At 40.8% G+C, this 20,314-nt stretch carries 17 protein-coding genes and 1 pseudogene; 12 read left to right on the top strand and 6 right to left on the bottom strand.

What is annotated here, in order from left to right:
* Positions 1–69 precede the first annotated feature (69 nt).
* From EAE92_RS04745 to EAE92_RS04725, 5 genes and pseudogenes are all read right to left on the bottom strand, one after another.
* A complete protein-coding gene (locus EAE92_RS04745; protein ID WP_214039760.1) occupies positions 70–1,053 on the bottom strand; it encodes a putative type VI secretion system effector in 984 nt (327 codons plus the stop codon).
* Positions 1,050–3,692, bottom strand: coding sequence for a T6SS effector BTH_I2691 family protein (locus tag EAE92_RS04740; protein WP_214067227.1), 2,643 nt, complete (start codon positions 3,690–3,692; stop codon positions 1,050–1,052). The genes EAE92_RS04745 and EAE92_RS04740 overlap by 4 nt, the downstream gene beginning before the upstream one ends.
* Positions 3,692–4,726: a DUF4123 domain-containing protein gene (locus EAE92_RS04735; RefSeq protein WP_214067226.1), complete on the bottom strand. Its 1,035-nt coding sequence runs from the start codon at positions 4,724–4,726 to the stop codon at positions 3,692–3,694. The genes EAE92_RS04740 and EAE92_RS04735 overlap by 1 nt, the downstream gene beginning before the upstream one ends.
* 456 nt (positions 4,727–5,182) lie before the next feature.
* A pseudogene (locus EAE92_RS04730) lies at positions 5,183–5,509 on the bottom strand (zinc ribbon domain-containing protein); the annotation flags it as partial.
* 189 nt (positions 5,510–5,698) lie between these two features.
* Complete coding sequence (locus tag EAE92_RS04725; protein WP_110086688.1) at positions 5,699–6,877, bottom strand: MFS transporter; 1,179 nt, start codon at positions 6,875–6,877, stop codon at positions 5,699–5,701.
* 382 nt (positions 6,878–7,259) lie between these two features.
* On the opposite strand from EAE92_RS04725, the gene EAE92_RS24945 reads away from it, so the two are divergent.
* The 3 genes from EAE92_RS24945 to EAE92_RS04710 all read left to right on the top strand — a co-directional run bounded on the left by EAE92_RS24945 (position 7,260) and on the right by EAE92_RS04710 (position 10,007).
* The gene (locus tag EAE92_RS24945) at positions 7,260–7,469 is read left to right on the top strand and encodes a FeoC-like transcriptional regulator (protein WP_113027188.1); all 210 of its coding nucleotides are present in this window, start codon (positions 7,260–7,262) and stop codon (positions 7,467–7,469) included.
* Positions 7,470–7,778: 309 nt separating this feature from the next.
* A complete protein-coding gene (locus tag EAE92_RS04715) occupies positions 7,779–8,948 on the top strand; it encodes an RNA-guided endonuclease InsQ/TnpB family protein (protein WP_214067279.1) in 1,170 nt (389 codons plus the stop codon).
* Between the two features lie 96 nt (positions 8,949–9,044).
* A complete protein-coding gene (locus EAE92_RS04710) occupies positions 9,045–10,007 on the top strand; it encodes an Abi family protein (RefSeq protein ID WP_040154174.1) in 963 nt (320 codons plus the stop codon).
* A 147-nt stretch (positions 10,008–10,154) separates the two neighbouring features.
* Here the strand turns inward: EAE92_RS04710 and bioH are convergent, their stop codons facing one another.
* Positions 10,155–10,931: a pimeloyl-ACP methyl ester esterase BioH gene (gene bioH, locus EAE92_RS04705; RefSeq protein WP_036815092.1), complete on the bottom strand. Its 777-nt coding sequence runs from the start codon at positions 10,929–10,931 to the stop codon at positions 10,155–10,157.
* A 39-nt stretch (positions 10,932–10,970) separates the two neighbouring features.
* On the opposite strand from bioH, the gene gntX reads away from it, so the two are divergent.
* From gntX to EAE92_RS04660, 9 genes are all read left to right on the top strand, one after another.
* Positions 10,971–11,654 (top strand): DNA utilization protein GntX, encoded by a 684-nt coding sequence (gene gntX / locus EAE92_RS04700; protein WP_105396363.1) that lies wholly within the window; start codon positions 10,971–10,973, stop codon positions 11,652–11,654.
* A 59-nt stretch (positions 11,655–11,713) separates the two neighbouring features.
* Entirely contained in the window at positions 11,714–12,289 is a 576-nt protein-coding gene (nfuA, locus tag EAE92_RS04695; protein WP_036815096.1) for a Fe-S biogenesis protein NfuA, read from the top strand.
* Between the two features lie 265 nt (positions 12,290–12,554).
* Positions 12,555–12,890, top strand: a complete 336-nt coding sequence (gene glpE, locus EAE92_RS04690) for a thiosulfate sulfurtransferase GlpE (protein WP_046396409.1) — start codon at positions 12,555–12,557, stop codon at positions 12,888–12,890.
* A gap of 8 nt (positions 12,891–12,898) precedes the next feature.
* Positions 12,899–13,747 (top strand): rhomboid family intramembrane serine protease GlpG, encoded by an 849-nt coding sequence (glpG, locus tag EAE92_RS04685; RefSeq protein ID WP_214067225.1) that lies wholly within the window; start codon positions 12,899–12,901, stop codon positions 13,745–13,747.
* Positions 13,748–13,764: 17 nt separating this feature from the next.
* The gene (locus tag EAE92_RS04680; RefSeq protein ID WP_214067224.1) at positions 13,765–14,523 is read left to right on the top strand and encodes a DeoR/GlpR family transcriptional regulator; all 759 of its coding nucleotides are present in this window, start codon (positions 13,765–13,767) and stop codon (positions 14,521–14,523) included.
* A gap of 230 nt (positions 14,524–14,753) precedes the next feature.
* Positions 14,754–16,256: a glycerol-3-phosphate dehydrogenase gene (glpD, locus tag EAE92_RS04675; protein WP_214067223.1), complete on the top strand. Its 1,503-nt coding sequence runs from the start codon at positions 14,754–14,756 to the stop codon at positions 16,254–16,256.
* 735 nt (positions 16,257–16,991) lie between these two features.
* Positions 16,992–17,879: an alanyl-tRNA editing protein gene (locus tag EAE92_RS04670; RefSeq protein ID WP_214067222.1), complete on the top strand. Its 888-nt coding sequence runs from the start codon at positions 16,992–16,994 to the stop codon at positions 17,877–17,879.
* A 4-nt stretch (positions 17,880–17,883) separates the two neighbouring features.
* Positions 17,884–18,519 carry a LysE family translocator gene (locus EAE92_RS04665; protein ID WP_214067221.1) on the top strand — a complete coding sequence of 212 codons (636 nt, stop codon included), beginning with the start codon at positions 17,884–17,886 and terminating at the stop codon, positions 18,517–18,519.
* Between the two features lie 80 nt (positions 18,520–18,599).
* A complete protein-coding gene (locus EAE92_RS04660; protein WP_214067220.1) occupies positions 18,600–20,276 on the top strand; it encodes a TauD/TfdA family dioxygenase in 1,677 nt (558 codons plus the stop codon).
* Positions 20,277–20,314: the final 38 nt, after the last annotated feature.

Raw genomic sequence — 20,314 nt, 5'->3', positions numbered from 1 at the left:
TCTTTCATTCTCTGAGTTTGGTCATAATACTACCCCAAAACTTCTGCTAACTTTTTACTTTTCTTTTAATTAATAGTAATAAAAAAACTCCAGGCGATACCATTTGCAAGGAATATTTTGCCCTTCGTCACTATCAGGATCGACATATTTTCCTTGTAGTTTTAAACCCTTAAGCTTTTTCTTAGTTGAAATATTTAAATCAACCAAAGATGGTTCAGGAAACCCCAAAGCTATAAATATTCTTTCAGCTAATAGTATTGTCGGTTTTGGATCTTTTTTCTCAAGATTTTTACCTTTAAAATAGAATAAAACATCGACAAGAATAAAGATAAAAACAAGAGACAAGAAAACCACCATTGTCACTTTTTCTGCATTCCCGTAAAGCATGAAAGAAAGAGTCATTAAAAATAAAAACAATGCTAATCCATGATTAACTTTCGTACCAAACTTGATATATCCATCAAGACCACATTCACAACGAGGAGTCATTGAAATAATCCTTGTATAAGGATTAGCTAAGGCATAAACAACATAATGATTATCTTTAGGCGCTACAGCTAATTCAACATAATCACCAACTTTGGCATTGGTCATCCCTAACCAACCATGAAATGGAATACCGTTAATTTTTCCACGAACAAAATCACTAGGATCACTCCTCCTTTCTCGACTCTGTGATGTCACTGCCGCTGCTGCGGCATTCCCTGCGATAGCAAGTAGTAATGCACCTACTTGAGCACGTTTTTCCTGCCGTGCAAATCCCTCCGGATCATATTCACGATCAGTAAAATAACCCCATACTTTTATTACACTAAATTCTTCCAGAGTTCCGGTCACTTTAATCAATGGTACTTTCGGGGGTAATTCTGGCGGTGGCGGCTCTTTAGCAAGTAGCGCTTCTAATTCTGGAATTTTTTTCTCTGCTTCAGCAGCTTTATTTCTTTCCTCAACACTACCATAAGAACTTAATCCCATATAAAATTTTGCATCTGATAATTCGTTTCTGATTTTTTCGAAATTAATAAACTCTTTCATCTCTCTGCGTTTAGTCATAATACTGCCCCCAAAGCTTCGCCTAACTTTTCGCTTTGTTTTTGATAAAGCTCATTACGTTTATCCTGTGTCTCAATTAATATAGTTGAAACGAGATATTTATCCGGTTCTTTACCAAAAACACTATTACGGCACCAATCCTGCAAATCATTATCAATAAAAAGAGTATATAATTCATCAAGAACAAATACTATTATCATGAACTGCCAGCTAGCGAAGAATCCAATAATACGCCAAGCCGCGATCTTACCTACTTGGTCAAATGCTAATTCTATTATCTTATTACTAAACTCACGCTTAACCAACACTTCTAATAAGCCACTCATTGATTTCACAAGTAAACCCACATCCGCCGATGATTTTAGAAGAGACAACCCAAAGAAAGACCAGCGAGTATCTTCTTTTCTCCATTCTCTGACAACATCACTACCATCAATCCCTAAATTCAATACAGACGCTACCGCTCCAGCGCTGGCTCCCACAAATTTAATCGACTTAGTTGCTGCTTGATTTTTTATCCCGAATTCAATAGCCGGTTTGATCACATCAGCAACCGTGCTCAGTGTGCTTAGAAACGCCGAAGTAACCTGAGCATACCCCTTAGCATCTCCTTTACTTTCTTTCAGTTGATCAGCAAACTCCATCCCGTTAAAAAACAGAACCAGAATTTTTATTCGTGAAGCTCTTAAGGTTTTTTCGCCTTCGGCGCTTTGTGCAAATTTATCAAATTGCTGTTTATAATTATTTAGTTTTTCAAGATCTTTCGAAGATTTATAAGTCTGAAGACCACGAGAAATTGCCTGTCTACATGAATTACCACTTTGAATATCTGCAAGACAAAGTTCCTGAATTCTATCCAACGGTACACCAGATGCGACAGAAAATATTGTCTTATTCAGTAATATATTCAAACTATTCAGCGCACTATCCAAACCAGAAAACCGAAATACACGCTGCCCAATCGTGGATAAACGTCTATCACATGCCAGCATAGCACGAGAAAAAGACGAATTTGACGATATAGGCGCTTCCAGTGCTTCATTCGCCTTATCATATGCATCAACCAGTTTGCCAAAACATTTCTGCACAACAGAAAGATAATCAGATTCAGCAGCAGGTAATATATTGTTTTTGCTGGCCTTCATTTTATATAACAACGCTTCGGTCTCAGCCATCACTTCCGGGTTATTCAATAACAGAGAGCGCCAAACAAAATTACCCTCTGGTTTTGCCGAATATTGTCCTATTAATTCATCCAAAAAGGCACTACCGCTATCCGTAACATTAAGTGAGGCCATTGCATAATCCACTACCTCCCGATAACTAAGGTTGTCAGAGACCTGAGTTGAATAAAAATCATGGCAATGAGTTATCAATCGTTCTTCTTTTAACCAGCTTACCCGAAATTCAGCCAAAGACTCTAACTGGCTGGCGATCGTATGGCAGAATTTGTCATAACAATCTGAAAACGCCTGCCGTTTAGCCAGATTCAGTTCTGCCTCATATTTATTCCAACTGGTCGCCAGTGCTATCTCCCCATCCTGTTCCGCGACTTGCTTTGCCTTCACCATCAATGCATCAAGCGTACTTTGCCGCTGTGACATCGCCACCGAGGGGATTTTCACCAAAACCTTATCCATACCGTAGTTGGCCGTACTTCTATAAGCATCCAACGTCTGCTGCTCTACCCTAGCCTTTTCAACCTGCTGAATTTGATTCTTAGCTCCATTCAGTGATTGCTGGGTCATAAATTCAATCGACAAGTCATCTAACCAAGCAGAGTGTTCTCCAGCGATGTCATCACTCCACCCAGCCAGCTCATGAACAATACCAATCGGATCATACAAAGCAATTAACACTGGAGAGACCGAACTACCATCCGCTGCCGATCCTCGTTTTTGCATGGCTTTAACGGTAGCCTCTGCATTCCCTGACCGCTTTTCACTCCACGGATAGAGTGTTCCCTGTGGACCAACAGTGTTAGGGTCAAAGGTATAATATGGCGCTTTTTCACTTGTCCGGCTGATCCGTCTCACTTTAGGGTTGTAAGGCAGAATGTATTTAGCGGCGGAGTCATCCTCCTTATGGTAATCCATCACTGTATTCAAGTTATCCACGGTAGCCTGACTGATGCCAACACCCTCAGGCACTCCGCGCCACTGCCACGGTTTCACACACTGCATGCGTTTTTGCCGTGCTTCAGGGTGGTTGTGATAGTACTGGATTGTTTCTTGACTCCAGACAGAGGGAGAAAAGGCCAGCCAGACATCTTGACGTAAAGCCATATCTCTCAACACAATAAATTCCACATTAGTACTTTGATGGGTCGGCGCATAACAATCCGCTGTTTTCTTACCAAACACACTAAAGGCATTTGGCTGCTTCCACAGCGCACCATCCTCGCTAACGCTCCAGGTTTCCCAGCAATACTGAACCAAGGGTCCAGAGTTGGTGTAATAAACATATAAAAACCCTTGTCGTAAGGCACGCAGGGCATAATGGTAGCCTTGAGCCGAGGGAGTCAGAGTTTCTGCCCACATCGGTAAAGTTTCACCAACACGATCAGGCACCACGCTATAACGCACGGGCAAAAGCGCCGGTCCGGTTACTTCACACATCTGGCACGATAGTCGATCCATTACAGAATCTCCTTGTTCTTTGAAGGAATAGTAGAAACATTGAGATGGCAACATTCATGGGCCAAAACCTGCCACTCTTCGTCTATCAGTCTGGCTGTACGCTCGATATAGCTACCAGTACTATTACCCTCTTCGGCAGACAACAGCGACTGTATCCGAGGGTGTAAATCAATCGCTGGGTGATATAACAAACCATGCAATGCACAAACTTCCAGATCCAGAACATCACTAAAGGAATAGTGCTTAGTTATCCGACGCAATAAGGTCAGTATGACATCCAATAGTTCAGTCTCTGTTCGGCGTAACCGGTTACGGTGTGCCTGACGATATTGGCGCAGTGCCCGGTTCATCGGACCTGACCAAGTTATTTCTGTCACTTCTTCCGAGGAGAGGCCCAGTGAAAAGGTGTAAAGTTCCCTCGCAGACTGTGCATTGTCCCGATGCAGTAACTGACCGTCGCCATCAACCAGATACCAGTCTGTCAATGGTCCCAGCAGACGCGAGCGCTGCCAACTATCCAGAATCGGCCATATGGCATTATTCACAGCCGGATCATAAAAACGCAGCATGATTTCCTGTACTGATGATAGTTTCTGTACCGCAGTCATGCTGATATGTTGCGCAATCACAGGGACTGGACTGGTACTGAACAGCCAGCCGCAAACCATCCGGCCACGCCCGGTGATCAACTCTGCGGGATCAGCTTCCTGTAACGCTTGAGTGACGCTTAACACCAACAATTCAGCATCCTCAGACCGATTAATATCTAGCGGTATCAGCCAGGGAGAATAACGAGATGCATAACGGGGATGATTTATTTGGGTCGGTATTGCCGCTGGCTGATGATTAAGGACTGCCTTAGGAAACCATTCTTCCTGACGGCGATCCAGAAAAACCGCCGTATCAACCATTAATAGCCCTTGCCCGTTATGCTGATTAAACACTGTATTTAGATCCGTCAGTAAACAGACTTTCTGCTGGTTTATCATATCGGGAGAAAAATCATAATTAATTTGTGTCTCTATTTCTGTCATCAGATATTCCTGTTATTACATACCTATTTTTAATCTCTTTTTTTTGCCAAATGGAACCTGTGTCATTTAATCCATTGAATCTTTTAGATAAAAAATAGGTCCACAGATAAGCACATTTCATTTACCTGAATACACAATATAGGCTGATTAGCTGATCCACCAATAATTAAATTTTCAGACAAATAAACTAAAGCGTTTGCAGTGTAAAACGAACAAAAAGTGATATGCAACTAAACCAGCGGTTAATAATTGTAAAAATAAGTAAACCTTACGAATTGAATCATATGATTGATAACGAATAATTTTATTGAAATATCCCTTCAAACCTTATGCCATAAGGAGTTGAAAAGATCGACAGATAGGAATAACACTCCCAAATCATCATAATTTAATCAATTTAGGATTGTTCCTTATTTTAAACTAATATGTGACTGCTTACCGCTCTACCAGCAAGTCTCACGTTATCGGCTGTTGCTCATGCTTGACCAGTCTGACACAAGCCTCAGTGAGCAGAAACGACTCGACTAGTCCCGCCACTCTCAGTTCATCAATATCCTTCTGTTTGATGTTTAACGCCGCATTGATATCTCGATCATGCGCCACTCCACATGCTGGGTATGACCAGAGGCGCACTTTTAACGGCATTTCTGGCATTTTATGACCGCAGCATTGGCGGTTTTTAGAACTCGCATACCACCAGTCCAGTTTGACCAAATAAATGCCTTTCTGTTCCGATTTATAGGCCAGTTTTGACACAAAACTCTGCCATGAAGCATTCGCAATTTTACTTTTTGACGAGATAAAAATTATGATTCGCTCGCCGCTAATTTCTCAAAGGAGCATTGACTTCTGCCTTTAAATTCTCAGGGATTAAATCTTTCCCAGCCAAGTCCCAATTCAGATTGCTACCCCATGCTTGCTTAGTTTTTCCTTTCAGGTACAAGTCATCGTGTTTTGTATCGATAAAATCTTTTATTTGGACTGTACATACTTATTCCTTTCCCCAGTTAATTTATGCTTTTTAAATAAAAAATACAGGAATATCACCGCAAGCAGAATGCTTGTTAATTTGAAAGTAAACTCGATAGAAATGATTTTTGCAGTATACCCACCAATAACTGGCATCAAAATTGCCACTACAGATGAAATCTTCTGTATGTCTCCAGTCGCTTTCCCTACGTGTTCAAAACCAATGATATTTCTTACACCATATCTAATTGCGAAAAATGTGACACCAGAGGCCGTACCAACAAGGAAAACCAACAAATAGTATGTGGCATAATGATGTGTTTTTGCGTCTAAAAAACCAAATCCCCAAAAGGCCACAAAATTAATCATAATGGAAAATAACAAAACATTCTTGGCTGACAATTTTTTAAGTAACCCACCAGAAACTCGTGTTCCTACTATGCCACCAACCCCGAGAAGTGAAATTATGTAACCTATGCTACTTTCATTTTGCCCAATCCTCTCAAAGAAGATACCGAGCATATCGTTGCTAAGAAAAAAGGCTAAGTTTGACAAAGTATAGGCCGAAACAAGTAAATATAAATCCGGTTTATTCTTTAATTGCTGTATGAATGAAAAACGTTCTACAGCAGCAGAACTTACGCTTGCATTTATATCAAGCCGAAAAGTATCATCAAAGTATGATGTCAACATGCCAACCAAGTTAAATGTCATTGATAATAACACGACAAACCATAATCCATAGTTCGTGTTTAAATATACAACAAATAAGGGAATGACTATTCTGCTAAAGTTGGTGATATATCCATAAATTTCATAAAATCTTTGAGATTCACTATCATCTACATTCAATTTTGTGTTTGATATTCCAAGCCCACACCGACAGGTTGTTTTGATTAATGTAATAACATAAAGAAATATAATTGGATCAGCTACAGATAAAAAAGGCATAACAATGCCATTAATACAGAACAGCAATGTCCTCCAATTTAGTACATTTCCATTGTCAAACAGCTTGCCGAATAATCCACTTGCCACCAAAAACGGAACAGCGAAGCAAGCACCCAATATCCCCATTTCGGATGGAGTCGCATGAAGGCTATATATAGCTATGATGCTTAAAATAGCGTAATCAAGATAAGTATCAAGTTCATGTACACCTATACTAATGTATTTTTTCATTGGTTAATCACCCACATGAGGCTAGCCAGATGTTGATATTTACTTATTTCCCGTGAGGGAATTTAAATATAAGCAACAATCTTTCTCCATGTAAATTAGATGTTAAAGTGAAAATTTTATTATTGTGAAACAACCCATGTTTTTTAACCGCCTAACATCTCCATTATCGCCTTTAAAAATCATTTAAATACATACACATACCACATAAAAGATTGAATAATATTTTCTCGTATTAATCTCGTTGCCTGCTTTTCTTTTATTTAGCATGTCTATTTAATAGTACCATTAAATTATTGTCTGATTTATTTGAGATCATTCAGACCAGGCTTTCTCGTTTGATTTATACAGAATTATTACTTTTATTCCCTGATTTTTTAACTGATTGATTAGAATAATCTTTATCAGCAACAGCCAATATAGCTTCCACTGTTCCAGTAGAAACTGTCACCATGAAGGGATACTTGAACAAATCACCATAATGGACAAACTGGAAAAAGTTGATACAACTGCTCGCCTAAGCGGCAGTTGCAAACAATGCCCTGAAACACAGAAATGTGATACGGCGGTTTATCGGATCGCTGGGGGATATTGAATAATTAAAAAAATAATCAATTCAATGTGAGGTAGTCATCACTTGACCTTGCTAAAAAGATACTATACATTGCGGACATCAACACCCGCGATAGCGTCAATCCACCGACGAGATCAGCGGGTTTTTTTCATGTACAGAAAAAACTTAGCAAAATCCGCCGTAAACCCTCGCCCAATGCGGGCGGTGACATAAGGCGAAAAGCCCGCAGGGCTCTCAGGTTATTAACCATCACGTTCACTGCCAGCCGGGGGGGGGACACGGCCAAAAAAAGCGGTTAAAATACATAAACTATCCCGATGAGCGCTGATGATGTTAAGAGCCACCAAAGTCCGCATTTACCCGACACCCGAACAGGCTGATTATCTCAATGCTCAGTTCGGTGCGGTTCGTTTCGCGTACAACAAGGCGCTCCATATCAAGAAGCACGCTTATCAACGCCACGGGGTGAACCTCAGCCCGCGTAAAGACCTCAAGCCCTTACTGTCAGTGGCAAAAAAATCCCGCCGGTATACCTGGCTCAAAGCGTATGACGCCATCGCCTTGCAGCAGGCGGTGATTAACCTCGATATGGCGTTTTCCAACTTTTTTAATCCGAAGCTGAAAGCGCGCTTCCCGGCGTTCAAACGCGAGTATGGCAGGCAGTCCAGCTATCATTGTGTCGGGGTGAAGGTGCTGGACGGGGCAATAAAAATACCCAAGTTATCGCCGATAGAAGCCCGTCTGCACCGTGAAATGACTGGAGAGGTGAAAAGCATGACCCTGAGTCGTTCAGCCACCGGCAAATACTACGCCTCGATACTCTGTGATGATGGCATGGCCGCGCCCGAGAAGCCCTCTTTGATAACCCAGATGACAGGTCTGGATATGGGATTATCTCACTACGCTATCAAATCCAGCGGAGATAAGATGGCCAATCCCCGTCATCTTATCAATGCCGGCCGTAATCTGAGGCGTAAACAGAAGGCCCTCTCCCGGAAACAAAAAGGCAGCGCCAACCGCGGTAAAGCACGACAGAGGCTTGCCGCCGTACACGAGCGGGTAGCGAATGCTCGCGCCGATTTTCAACACAAACTCTCCCGAACAATGGTTGACGAAAACCAAGCGATAATTGTGGAGACGCTGAAATCGGCCAACATGATGAAGAATCCCAGGCTGGCTCGCGCTATCGGCGATGCGGGCTGGCATGGCTTCATCAAGAAACTCGAATACAAAGCCGCAGAGAAAGGGGTTCATCTGGTGAAGCTGGATCAGTGGTTCGCCAGTTCGAAAACCTGTCACTGTTGCGGTTACAAAATGCCAGAACTGCCGCTGCATAAGCGGAGCTGGTCATGTCCTTGCTGTGGTGTCGAACATGATCGTGATATCAATGCAGCGCTCAACATCGAGCGCAAGGGCATACAGGAATTACAGGCGGCGGGACTCGTCGTTTCTGCCCACGGAGGCCAGCGTAAATCCGTTGCATCGACGGTGGCGGCCTGAGAAGTGGGGAGCCTTGCCGTTTACGGCGGGGAGCAGTCACTAGAGTTATTTTGTTAGTAACACTTTCTCAACACTAATCATATGAGATTCTATTAAATGTCTGTTTATAACAAACCTTTTTTAACTCCAGCAGAGCTGGTAAATATTCATCTTGAAGATAAAGGTGTTTTATTTACTCATCCCTTTAATAAAGTCTTTGCTGAGAAAGCGCTATCCCTAATTAATTGGTATAGATTCAAATCATACTTATATCCTTATTTAAATCATTCAACGAAAGAATATTTACCAGGTACTGAATTTAAAAATGGCTTTGACTTATATTTGTTTGACTGTGAATTAAGAGAACTATGTAACAAATACATATTAAGAATAGAAGTTAAAGCAAAGAGTATTCTTGACCAAGTAATAACAAAGTATCTAAACGACCCTTTTTGGTATCTCAGCGATGATGTATTCACACCAAATAAAGCACCATATCAAGAAAGAATGAAGATAAAAGCGCTCATGGAAAAATCCACTCAGGAATTCGCTGTTTACTATAAAAATAACTATACAAGCACAAAGGAATCTTATAGGCAAAATCCTCCATTTTGGATAGCTATAGAATTAATGTCTTTTGATTCAATGATGAAATTGATTGCCGCTTTAGACACGACAAAATTCACATCCTCAGGAAAAAATCATCTCAATGATTTTGCAACCGCTATGGGAGCCAATACATTTAAAGAAGTAAAATCGTGGCTTTACGCGCTAAAGGAATTAAGAAACAAATCTTCGCATAGTTCCAGGACTTGGAATAGTAATTATCGTTTGCCATCAGGGTTCGTAGATAACAATAATAATATTGTTGGAACTAGAATAACAATCAGGCCAACAATGAAGAATAAAATCTATACTACACTGATTGTTTTAAAAATAATGTCTAAGACTTTGATAAGCCCATCAGAAAAATTCGAAGTTGAATTTAAAAATCTTATAAATAAATACAGTTATATAAGTATTTTAACTCATTCAATGGGAATTCCCTCAGGATGGGACAAGGAAAATATATGGAATTAAAAAGTAGAATTTGCCTTTCTTAGTAACAAATTGAATCCCTGTGATTTATCTCATCGTTAGAAGAACTAACATTGAGCCGCCGCATTCACGCGGCGGACGCTTTACTTTTCCAAACCACACCAATAAAAATCTGTTATCTCATCGACCTTATAATGCTTCTCTGCCAACAAATTCAGTCAATAACCCAACAAACTCATCAGGATGAGAAATAAAAGGCGCATGAGCGGCATGGCGCATCATGGCTGAAACTGAACGCGGCCATTTTTCATCAAGAATGTTGAGGATTTTTCTTGGCGCCAACCCATCCAGATAACCGTAAATCCGCAGGAACGGTATGGCAAGTTCAGCCAAAGGCTCCCTTAAATCTTCTGTACGCAAAATTTCTAGTCCAACATGCAGTACTTCAACAGAAGGCATCGGCTGTGCCAGCACAACGGATTTCAGCAGCCGCGCATCCTGACGAGCGCTATCTGTGCCCAACGTCTGTAAAGCAAGAAAACGCTCAACTGTGCGCTGGAAATCTTCACTCAACTGATGTTCGAAATCGCGCAAGACTTCTGGCTTAATCCCCGGCCAGTCACTTTCTGCGCTGAAATGCGGTGAAGAAGCCACAGTAATTAATCCGGCAACCTTATCCTGATGGTCAAGCGCGATCCGGCTGGCAACTAATCCTCCCAACGACCAGCCTAGCCATAACGCATTTTCAGGCGCATATCGCCAAACTTCATCCGCCATGTCAGCAAGATTCATCGGGCCATATTTCTGGCTACGGCCATAACCCGGCAAATCCACCAGATGTAAACGAAAATGCGGAGCACATCGCATTTCAATGGAACGCCAAACCTCCGCATTCAGCCCCCATCCGTGCAGCAACACAAGATCACGCGAACCTTCATCAGAAGTCTGCCAAAACAGATCAGCCATTGTTATTCTCAACTTTATTTGCCATCAAGGAAGAACTCTATGCTAACAATGGTTGGGTACTGTTGGCTATGCCGTCAGCCTCTTTGGTTTCCACATCATGGAGTATGCAGCTTTTGCAACAAGCGGTTGAAACGGTTGACAAACATGTGCCCGTGTTGCGCTCTGCCCTCAGAACTCCCTTCACTGCCTTGTGGACGCTGCCTCAAGAAACCACCTCTATGGGAGAATATGATAGCGATTACCGACTATTGCCCACCATTGAGTGGCCTGATCCGCCGCTATAAATATCACAGCACTCCACAACTTGCGTCAGTGCTAGCGCGTCTGTTTCTGCTGCATTGGCAACAGGGCTATCGTGATGGACGATGGCATAAACCCAACATTCTGCTCAGTGTGCCACTGCATCGGCACCGGCGATGGAAACGAGGATTTGATCAAAGTGTATTAATGGCAAAGCTGTTATCAGAATGGCTACAATGCGATTACCAGCAAAGCTTTCTACAGCGGACGCATGCTACACTACCACAAAGAAATTTATCGGCAGCACGGCGTAAGGTTAATCTCAGGAAAGCATTTCAGCTTTGTGGCCCAGTCGCAGGACAACATGTCGCCATACTGGATGATGTGATTACCACTGGTGCGACCATGACTGAAATTTCCCGTTTGTTAATTCGTGCTGGCGCCCGTTCAGTACAGGTTTGGGCGATTTGTCGAACCTTGTAGTCAATACGAAAATGGGCGTATTATAACCAACTATAGCAGTCAACTATTGAGCAAATGATATGATTAATATTACTGAAGCAGCGCAAGCTCATTTTGCCAAATTACTGGCAAACCAAGAACCAGGCACACAAATTCGCGTATTTGTCATCAATCCGGGCACACCTACCGCTGAGTGCGGCGTATCTTACTGCCCGCCTGATGCCGTTGAAGCGACAGACACTGAACTGAAATTTGATCAACTGTCAGCTTACGTTGACGAGCTGAGCGCCCCTTTCCTTGAAGAAGCTGAAATTGATTTTGTCACCGATCAGTTAGGTTCTCAGCTAACATTAAAAGCCCCTAACGCCAAAATGCGTAAAGTTTCTGACGACGCCCCACTTGTCGAACGTGTGGAATACGTTTTGCAGTCACAAATTAATCCACAATTAGCCGGTCACGGCGGCCGCGTCAGCTTGATGGAAATCACTGATGATGGTTTCGCTATCCTTCAATTCGGCGGCGGTTGTAACGGCTGTTCAATGGTTGATGTCACTTTGAAAGAAGGGATTGAAAAAGAGTTGCTGAACATGTTCCCGGAACTGAAAGGGGTAAAAGACTTAACTGAACACCAACGCGGCGAACACTCTTATTACTGATAACATATTACTAATAATGTATTACTGATAACTTATTACTGATAACAAATTTTCCCGTTCGGATAATCGTCGGGAAAACATTATTACAATAATAACCAACGAGATAATCTCTATACCCTATGGATTTCAAGATGCATCGCGACGGCAAGGGAGCGAATCCCCGGGAGCATAGAGAACTATGTGACCGGGGTGAGTGAGCGCAGCCAACAAAGAGGCAACTTGAAAGATGACGGGTATAAGTTTTCAAGAGCAAGTCAAAATATATATGGAACATTTTCAAACCATCAGCCCTGAACAGGCTTATCAACACTGGCAAGATAAATTCGCCATTATGGTGGATATCCGTGATCCACAGAGTTTCCGGGCAGGCCATGTCCGCGGCGCTTTTCATTTGACTAATGACACATTGAATGAATTTATGTTGCAGGCCAATTTCGAGCAGCCGGTTATGGTTATGTGTTATCACGGTCATAGCAGCCAGAGCGCCGCTCAGTATTTATTAAACATCGGTTTTGAAACTGTCTACAGCATTAATGGCGGCTTTGAAGCCTGGCGTAGAGACTATCCTCACGCTGTTGACTCCTTACCTAATCCGGCATAACACACCTCATGATCCGCGTAATCGCTATTTCAAATCCGCGTCTAGCGCAAGCCTTTATCGATTATATGGCGACCCATCAGGTCCATCTCACTATGCGTCCCAGCCACGATGGGCAACACGTCGAACTGTGGCTAGAAGATGACACTAAACTAACCATCGTTCAGCAAGAGCTGGAGCAATTTACTCGCGATCCGCTAAATGAACGTTATCAAGCGGCCAGTTGGCAATCTGGTGATGTGAATCACCCATTGAAGTACCACAATAATCTGAATTGGCAATATTTAAGTCGTCAGGCTGGCCCATTAACCATTACCGTTTTACTCCTAAATATCGTCGTTTATCTCTGGATGCAATTTGCCGGGGATTATCAGGTGATGTCCTGGCTAGCCTGGCCTGACGATAACCAACATATGGAGTTATGGCGTTGGGTCACTCATGGCTTACTGCACTTCTCACTGCTGCATATCATCTTTAATCTCATGTGGTGGTGGTATCTTGGCGGGCAAACAGAAAAGCGCCTCGGTACAGGAAAGCTCTTTGTCATTATGATTGTTTCCGCTGTTTTCAGCGGCTGGGGGCAATCATTATTCAGTGGTTCTCATTTTGGCGGCCTTTCTGGGGTTGTTTACGCTTTAATTGGTTATGTCTGGCTAACCGGTGAGCGGGCGCCCGGACAGGGTATTGGCATTCCCCGTGGTTTGATGGCTTTCTCGATCTTCTGGCTGATTGTTGGATACTTCGATGCATTTGGACTATCTATTGCCAACGCCGCCCATTTCTCCGGTTTAATTATCGGTTTACTGATGGCGTTGTGGGATAACCGTCATACATTCAAAAATAATAACCGACACTTTTAGACACTTAGAGGACTATCGTGAAGCAAACTCAACGGCATGATGCAATAGTTGAGCTGGTACGCCTTCAGGGCTACGTCAGCACTGAAGAGTTGGTTGAACACTTTAATGTCAGCCCCCAGACTATCCGCCGTGATTTGAACGATTTGGCAGATAAAAACAAAATACAGCGGCATCACGGCGGAGCCGCATTACCATCAAGTTCGGTTAATACTGCTTATCACGACCGCAAGATCATGTGGTCAGAAGAGAAAGCACGTATTGCGCAACGTGTTGCCAGCCATATCCCGGACGGCGCGACGCTGTTTATTGATATTGGCACGACGCCAGAAGCTGTCGCTCACGCATTGTTAAATCATAAAGATCTACGGATTGTCACTAATAACCTCAACGTCGCTACCCTATTGATGACAAAAGAAGACTTCCGTTTAATCCTGGCGGGAGGGGAGATTCGTTCCCGTGATGGCGGCATTATCGGTGAAGCCACACTGGATTTTATCTCCCAGTTTCGGCTCGATTACGGCATTCTCGGCATCAGTGGCATTGACATGGATGGCTCACTACTGGAATTTGATTACCATGAAGTACGCATTAAACGCGCAATTATCGAAAACTCCCGTTGCGTAATGTTAGTCACTGACCATTCTAAATTTGGCCGTAATGCTATGGTCAATCTGGGCAATATGAACCTCATTGATCATCTATTCACCGACCAGCTTCCCCCGCCAAGCATCCAGAAAGTGATTGAGCAATATAACGTGCAATTCGAACTCTGCTAAGCATTTTCTCTATATTTGGGGATAACACTATCCCCTATCTCCCTTGGTCGCCCCATAGTTAAACTTCTTTATTAATACCATGTAAACTATATGGACATGACAATATTTGTTATCTATATCACGTGAACATGTTTTTTCTTAACAAATAGTTGGCTATTGATCGCTTTCTGATTACAATCTTGAGCGAAAACGAGCACTAAAGAACTATTTCGAACATTTTAGGGGGATGCATGGAAACTAAAGACTTGATTGTGATCGGCGGCGGGATCAACGGCGCCGGGATTGCGGCAGATGCTGCTGGCCGAGGGCTTTCTGTTCTGTTGCTGGAAGCACAAGATTTAGCCAAAGCCACGTCATCCGCCAGCTCAAAACTGATCCACGGCGGCTTACGCTATCTGGAACATTATGAATTCCGTTTGGTCGGCGAAGCGCTGGCAGAGCGTGAAGTTTTACTGAATCTTGCACCACATATCGCTTTTCCGATGCGTTTCCGCCTGCCGCACCAGCCACATCTGCGTCCAGCATGGATGATCCGTATTGGCCTGTTCCTTTATGACAATCTAGGCAAACGTGTCAGCCTACCCCGCAGTAAAGGGCTGAAATTCGGCGCCAATTCTGTTCTGAAACCAGAATTGGTCCGTGGCTTCGAATATTCTGACTGCTGGGTTGATGATGCTCGTTTAGTTGTCCTTAACGCTCAGGAAGTTAAAAAACATGGCGGAGAAGTTCGAACCCGGACAAAAGTGACCCGTGCATGGCGCGAACAAGAGGGTTGGATGGTTGAAGCCGAAGATTTGCGTACCGGCAAGACTTATACCTGGCGAGCAAAAGGTCTGGTTAATGCTACCGGCCCTTGGGTTAAAGAGTTCTTTGACGATGGTCTGAAATTAAAATCACCTTATGGTATTCGCCTGATCAAAGGCAGCCATATTGTGGTGCCAAGAGTGCATGACGAGCCGCAAGCTTATATTCTGCAAAACGAAGATCATCGTATCGTATTTGTTATTCCTTGGATGGATGAATTTTCCATTATCGGAACCACCGATGTGGAATATCAAGGTGATCCAAAAGAGGCGAAGATTGACGATCAAGAGATTAATTACCTGCTGAGAGTTTATAACGACCACTTCAAGAAACAACTTAGCCGTGACGATATCGTCTGGACCTACTCTGGCGTACGTCCACTGTGCGATGATGAATCCGACTCACCTCAGGCCATTACACGCGACTATACCCTTGACATACATGATGAACAGGGCAAAGCGCCATTACTGTCTGTGTTCGGCGGTAAATTAACTACTTACCGTAAGCTGGCAGAACACGCAACCGAAAAGCTCATGCAATACTATCCCACTGCCGGAAAAGCCTGGACCAGAAATGGTCAGTTACCGGGGGGTAATTTGGAAGGATGCGATCGTGATGGTTATGCCCGTTTATTGCGTAAACGTTACAACTGGTTGCCGGAAGGCGTTGCTGTACGTTATGCGCGTACTTACGGCAGCAACAGCGAACTCATTCTGCAAGGCGCTAATAATCTGACAGATCTCGGTGAATGCTTCGGTCACGGCCTGTATGAAGCAGAGATTCGTTATCTGGTCGATAATGAGTGGGTTGTCGAACTGGATGACGCAATCTGGCGCCGTACCAAATTGGGTATGTGGCTAAAAGAAGAGCAGAAGCAACGCATTGCAGCATGGTTAGCGGAGAATGCTAAACCACGCTCTGAGATTTGATTTTTCTTCACAGAAAATCATTGATCTTCCCGTTTAGAAAACGTGACTACCGCGAAAATATTAAAAACTTTCTCGCGGTTTTTATTTTGTTCGATTCTCTTTCTAGCTAACATGGCTCTGGGCAGCCATCTATTCTTCCGGAAGATCTATATTAGCTCTTGTCACAACAGCCACTTTTACATCCTCCTTATATATCAGATACATATATCACATCCCTTATCAATTTAACCATATGTTTTTTAACCCGAAAATTACCGCTACAATTAATCGACAGACTTCATTATGAAAACAGCCATTTATCATGCAGATATAAATATACCAAAAACTCTCATTTTTCTATTTGCAATAATAAATTAAATATCCTATAAATAGATCTACCATACACATATTAATGTTATTTTTCTCGTTCTAGTCTTGGTTAACTAACAAGAAAAATTACCTACAACGTTTAAAACAAATAGTAATATGGTATAAGAATATATGATGTCTTGATTGGCAAAAAAATTACCATCTCTAGATATCAGATATTTAAACTGAAAATAAAATTTCATATTGTTTTAGAATGACTTACTTAAAAAATACCCGATAGTAATATACCTTATGGATTTCAAGATGCATCGCGACGGCAAGGGAGCGAATCCCCAGGAGCATAGATAACGATGTGACCGGGGTGAGTGAGTGCAGCCAACAAAGAGACAGCTTGAAAGATGAGGGGGATAACTTGCGAGATATTACATGACTACTGATATAAATATTGATCAACTATTAAAAGCAGAAGCTTCATTTATGCTAGGAACCCTGACGTTAGAATCCAACATTATCGGGGTTATGAGATACGAAGATGGCACCCTTTTGATAACCCAAGATAGTCCATTCTACCCAAAGAACTATAAGTGGCCAGACCAACTACATGATAATGGAATAATTTCAATAGGCGATAAAGAACTTGCTGTGACAAAAGTTTACACCGCTGGTCTTATTGATAGTCATTTATATATAGATCAGGAAATAACGAAACAAACAACGTCTCCAGACAAAATTATGCCAGCACACTACTTACCTGATTTACACGGAATCTCTGAAAGAGATCTCATAGGGAAAACGGTAACTCTATCTGTGAACGATGAAACAAGGTATAAGGTAAGTGCCGCACACTCGATGGCCCACTTTATGTCCCTTGCTTTAAATAAAGCAACTCATCATATATGGTCCAAAGTATACGATACCGATGATTTAGGAAATTATAATTTAGATAAAGCTGCCATTTACCAATCTTCTATTACAGAACTTAAATCCGTTGATATTTATCGCTTTGGTAAATCGATCAAAAAGAAAGGATTTGATAAAAATATACTAATTGAAAATCTGGATAAAATTAATAGAGAAGTTAATAACACACTCAACAATTGGTTATCTCAGGGTGCGGAAATAACTATTGAATATAAATCAAAAGGGATTAATGACACCAGATTATGGAAATCTACAATTGACTCTAGAGTAGTCACTATTCCATGCGGAGGTACGCATATAAATAATATTAATGAAGTCAAAGACGTAAAGGTTGAAATAAAAATCGGTAAATCTGCTGATTTTGTCCAAGTAACGACTCATTGTAGAGTATAAAACCATGAACCTCGACCTACTTTATTTCTATCTTCTTCTGGTTGTTTTATCCTATATAACACCAGGCCCAGACTGGGCTATTATCAGCAAAGGGACATTTAAGTGCAGAAAAAATGGGATAGTAACGGCAATTGGCGTACAAGCAGGTCTTGTTTTTCATCTGATCCTAGGATCATTAGGCGCAACTTTAATTCTAGCAACATCAAAAACTGCATTTAATATGTTACAAACCCTCGGTGCCTTATATTTAATATATTTAGGTTATTCCGGATTAAAAGACGCTTTTAACAGTCAAAAAAAAATCATTGGAAATCAAAGCATAAATATAATACAAAAGAACAGCAATCTATTTATTACCGGGCTTTTAGCCAATATCTTTAATCCCAAAGTGGCTATTTTCTTTATAAGTATTCTTCCTCAATTCATTGATCCATCACACCCAGCTTTAAATCAAGTTATCATCCTAGGATTAATAGATATATTGATTGGTGTACTTTGGTGGGTAGTATTTATTTATGGATTATCTTACATACAGTCTGTTTTATTTAATAAAAACGCGCAATTAATTGTTGAATCTATAACTAGTGCATCATTATTATTATTTGGTGTGGCAATGTTTATCGGGATGATTATTAGTTAATTTCTTAAAATATGACTACGTTTATGTATACGCCAATATATTATTATTGGATAACACTCTATTTAAGCAAGGAGAATTCAATGAAAGGCAACATATTATCTATAGTATATGATGATTCTTATATTAACAGCTCAAATCATCGGACAATCAAAAATGCTTTTTTTAATATCATTAACTTCTTAAAATATCATGGTTTTTCTGTACATGACTCAGATTCATTCTTGTCTTATAATAAGAGAAAGAGTGACATAGATATATTCATCACAACAAATGAAAAATCTATAGAAAATGATATCGAATGGCCAAAAATTTCTATTATCTTACCATTACCCAGTAATAACATGAATGAAATAGAAATAACTGATAATAAAGACATTAAAATGTCATATCTTGAATTTCCCGATAGGAAAAAAAACTACCTAAGTAGACTAGATGGAAATATAACCGTGAATTTTAAAGGTGAATCCTATCTTCTTCATGGTTATTTAACAACAAAGTTCACATATTATAAAGATTGGCATACTTATCTAACATTCGACAACCATGTCATAGGGGTAAAAAAGGAAATTAATGGGCATCATTTTTACTTCTTAGGAATTATAAATTCTTTTTCATCCAGATATTTTTCAGAAGGTGATAATGAGGAGTTTTTAAAATCATTTTTTTCATCTATGTGTGATCTATTAAACCATAAAATTATCTTTAATCCTGAAACAGATTTTTCTCAAACATCATCGAAATCTTCAGAAAAGAATTTCGTTAGAGACTTAGAAAAATTAAAAGGAGATCACATCCTAAATATAGATCATGATAAACTTATTAAAAAAGGAATATATAATAATCCATTACCAAATCCCTATGAAAATCTAAATTTATTTTTATCAGAAAGTTACAAGAGAATAACGTATTTAAATCAAGATATAATCCAGAAATTATATGAATTTAAACACTACTCTAATCAATATGGAGTGTTACTCTTAAAAGGAATTAATATAGGAAATTACCTACCATCAACACCATTAGACTCATTACATTATCCTGATAAAGGAAACTTCTTTGGAGAAATGTGGCTAGCAATGATTGCTGAATTTCTTGGCTACGCTGTAAGTTATACCCAAGAGAAGCAAGGCAATATTTTCCAGAACCTTGTTCCTCATCCTGAAAAAGAAATATTACTTTCCTCTGCTAGCTCCAAGAAAGAATTAGATTTTCACACAGAAATTGCTTTTCATCCACATATGTGTGATTATGTATTATTGTATTGCTTACGTCAGGATCATGATAAAACAGCCAAAACTTTTACAGCAAGTGCAAGAATGATAATCCCATACTTGTCACTGAATGAATATAAATTACTTTTTAACCCCCTTTTTATTACAGGAATAGATTATTCATATGGCAGTCCCAATGGAAAGAAAGGTAATGGCCCGATTACTCCTGTTTTTCATGGCAATCCGAACGACCCATATATGATATATGATCTAGATTTAATGCAAGGTATCAATTCTGAAGCTGAAACATTATTGGATAAACTAAAGAAATTGGCTAATAAAAATAAAGTCTGGGTTACTTTAGAAAAAGGGGATTTACTCATTATTAATAATAACCGATGTGTTCATGGACGTTCAGAATTTATTCCCCGTTATGATGGCAAAGATCGATGGCTATTGCGAACCTGTGTATTAAACAACATCATTCCCGCAAGTTCTGATATATTAGAACAATCAAGGACTATTAATACAAGGTTTATTGTTTGACAGAAACATTAAAATATGCAAATCAAACGACATGCAAA

Origin of the sequence: Photorhabdus hainanensis, from assembly GCF_018448965.1 — a bacterium.
In the GTDB taxonomy this organism is placed as follows: Bacteria; Pseudomonadota; Gammaproteobacteria; order Enterobacterales; family Enterobacteriaceae; genus Photorhabdus; species Photorhabdus akhurstii.
This window is presented reverse-complemented; position numbering and strand designations above follow the sequence as displayed.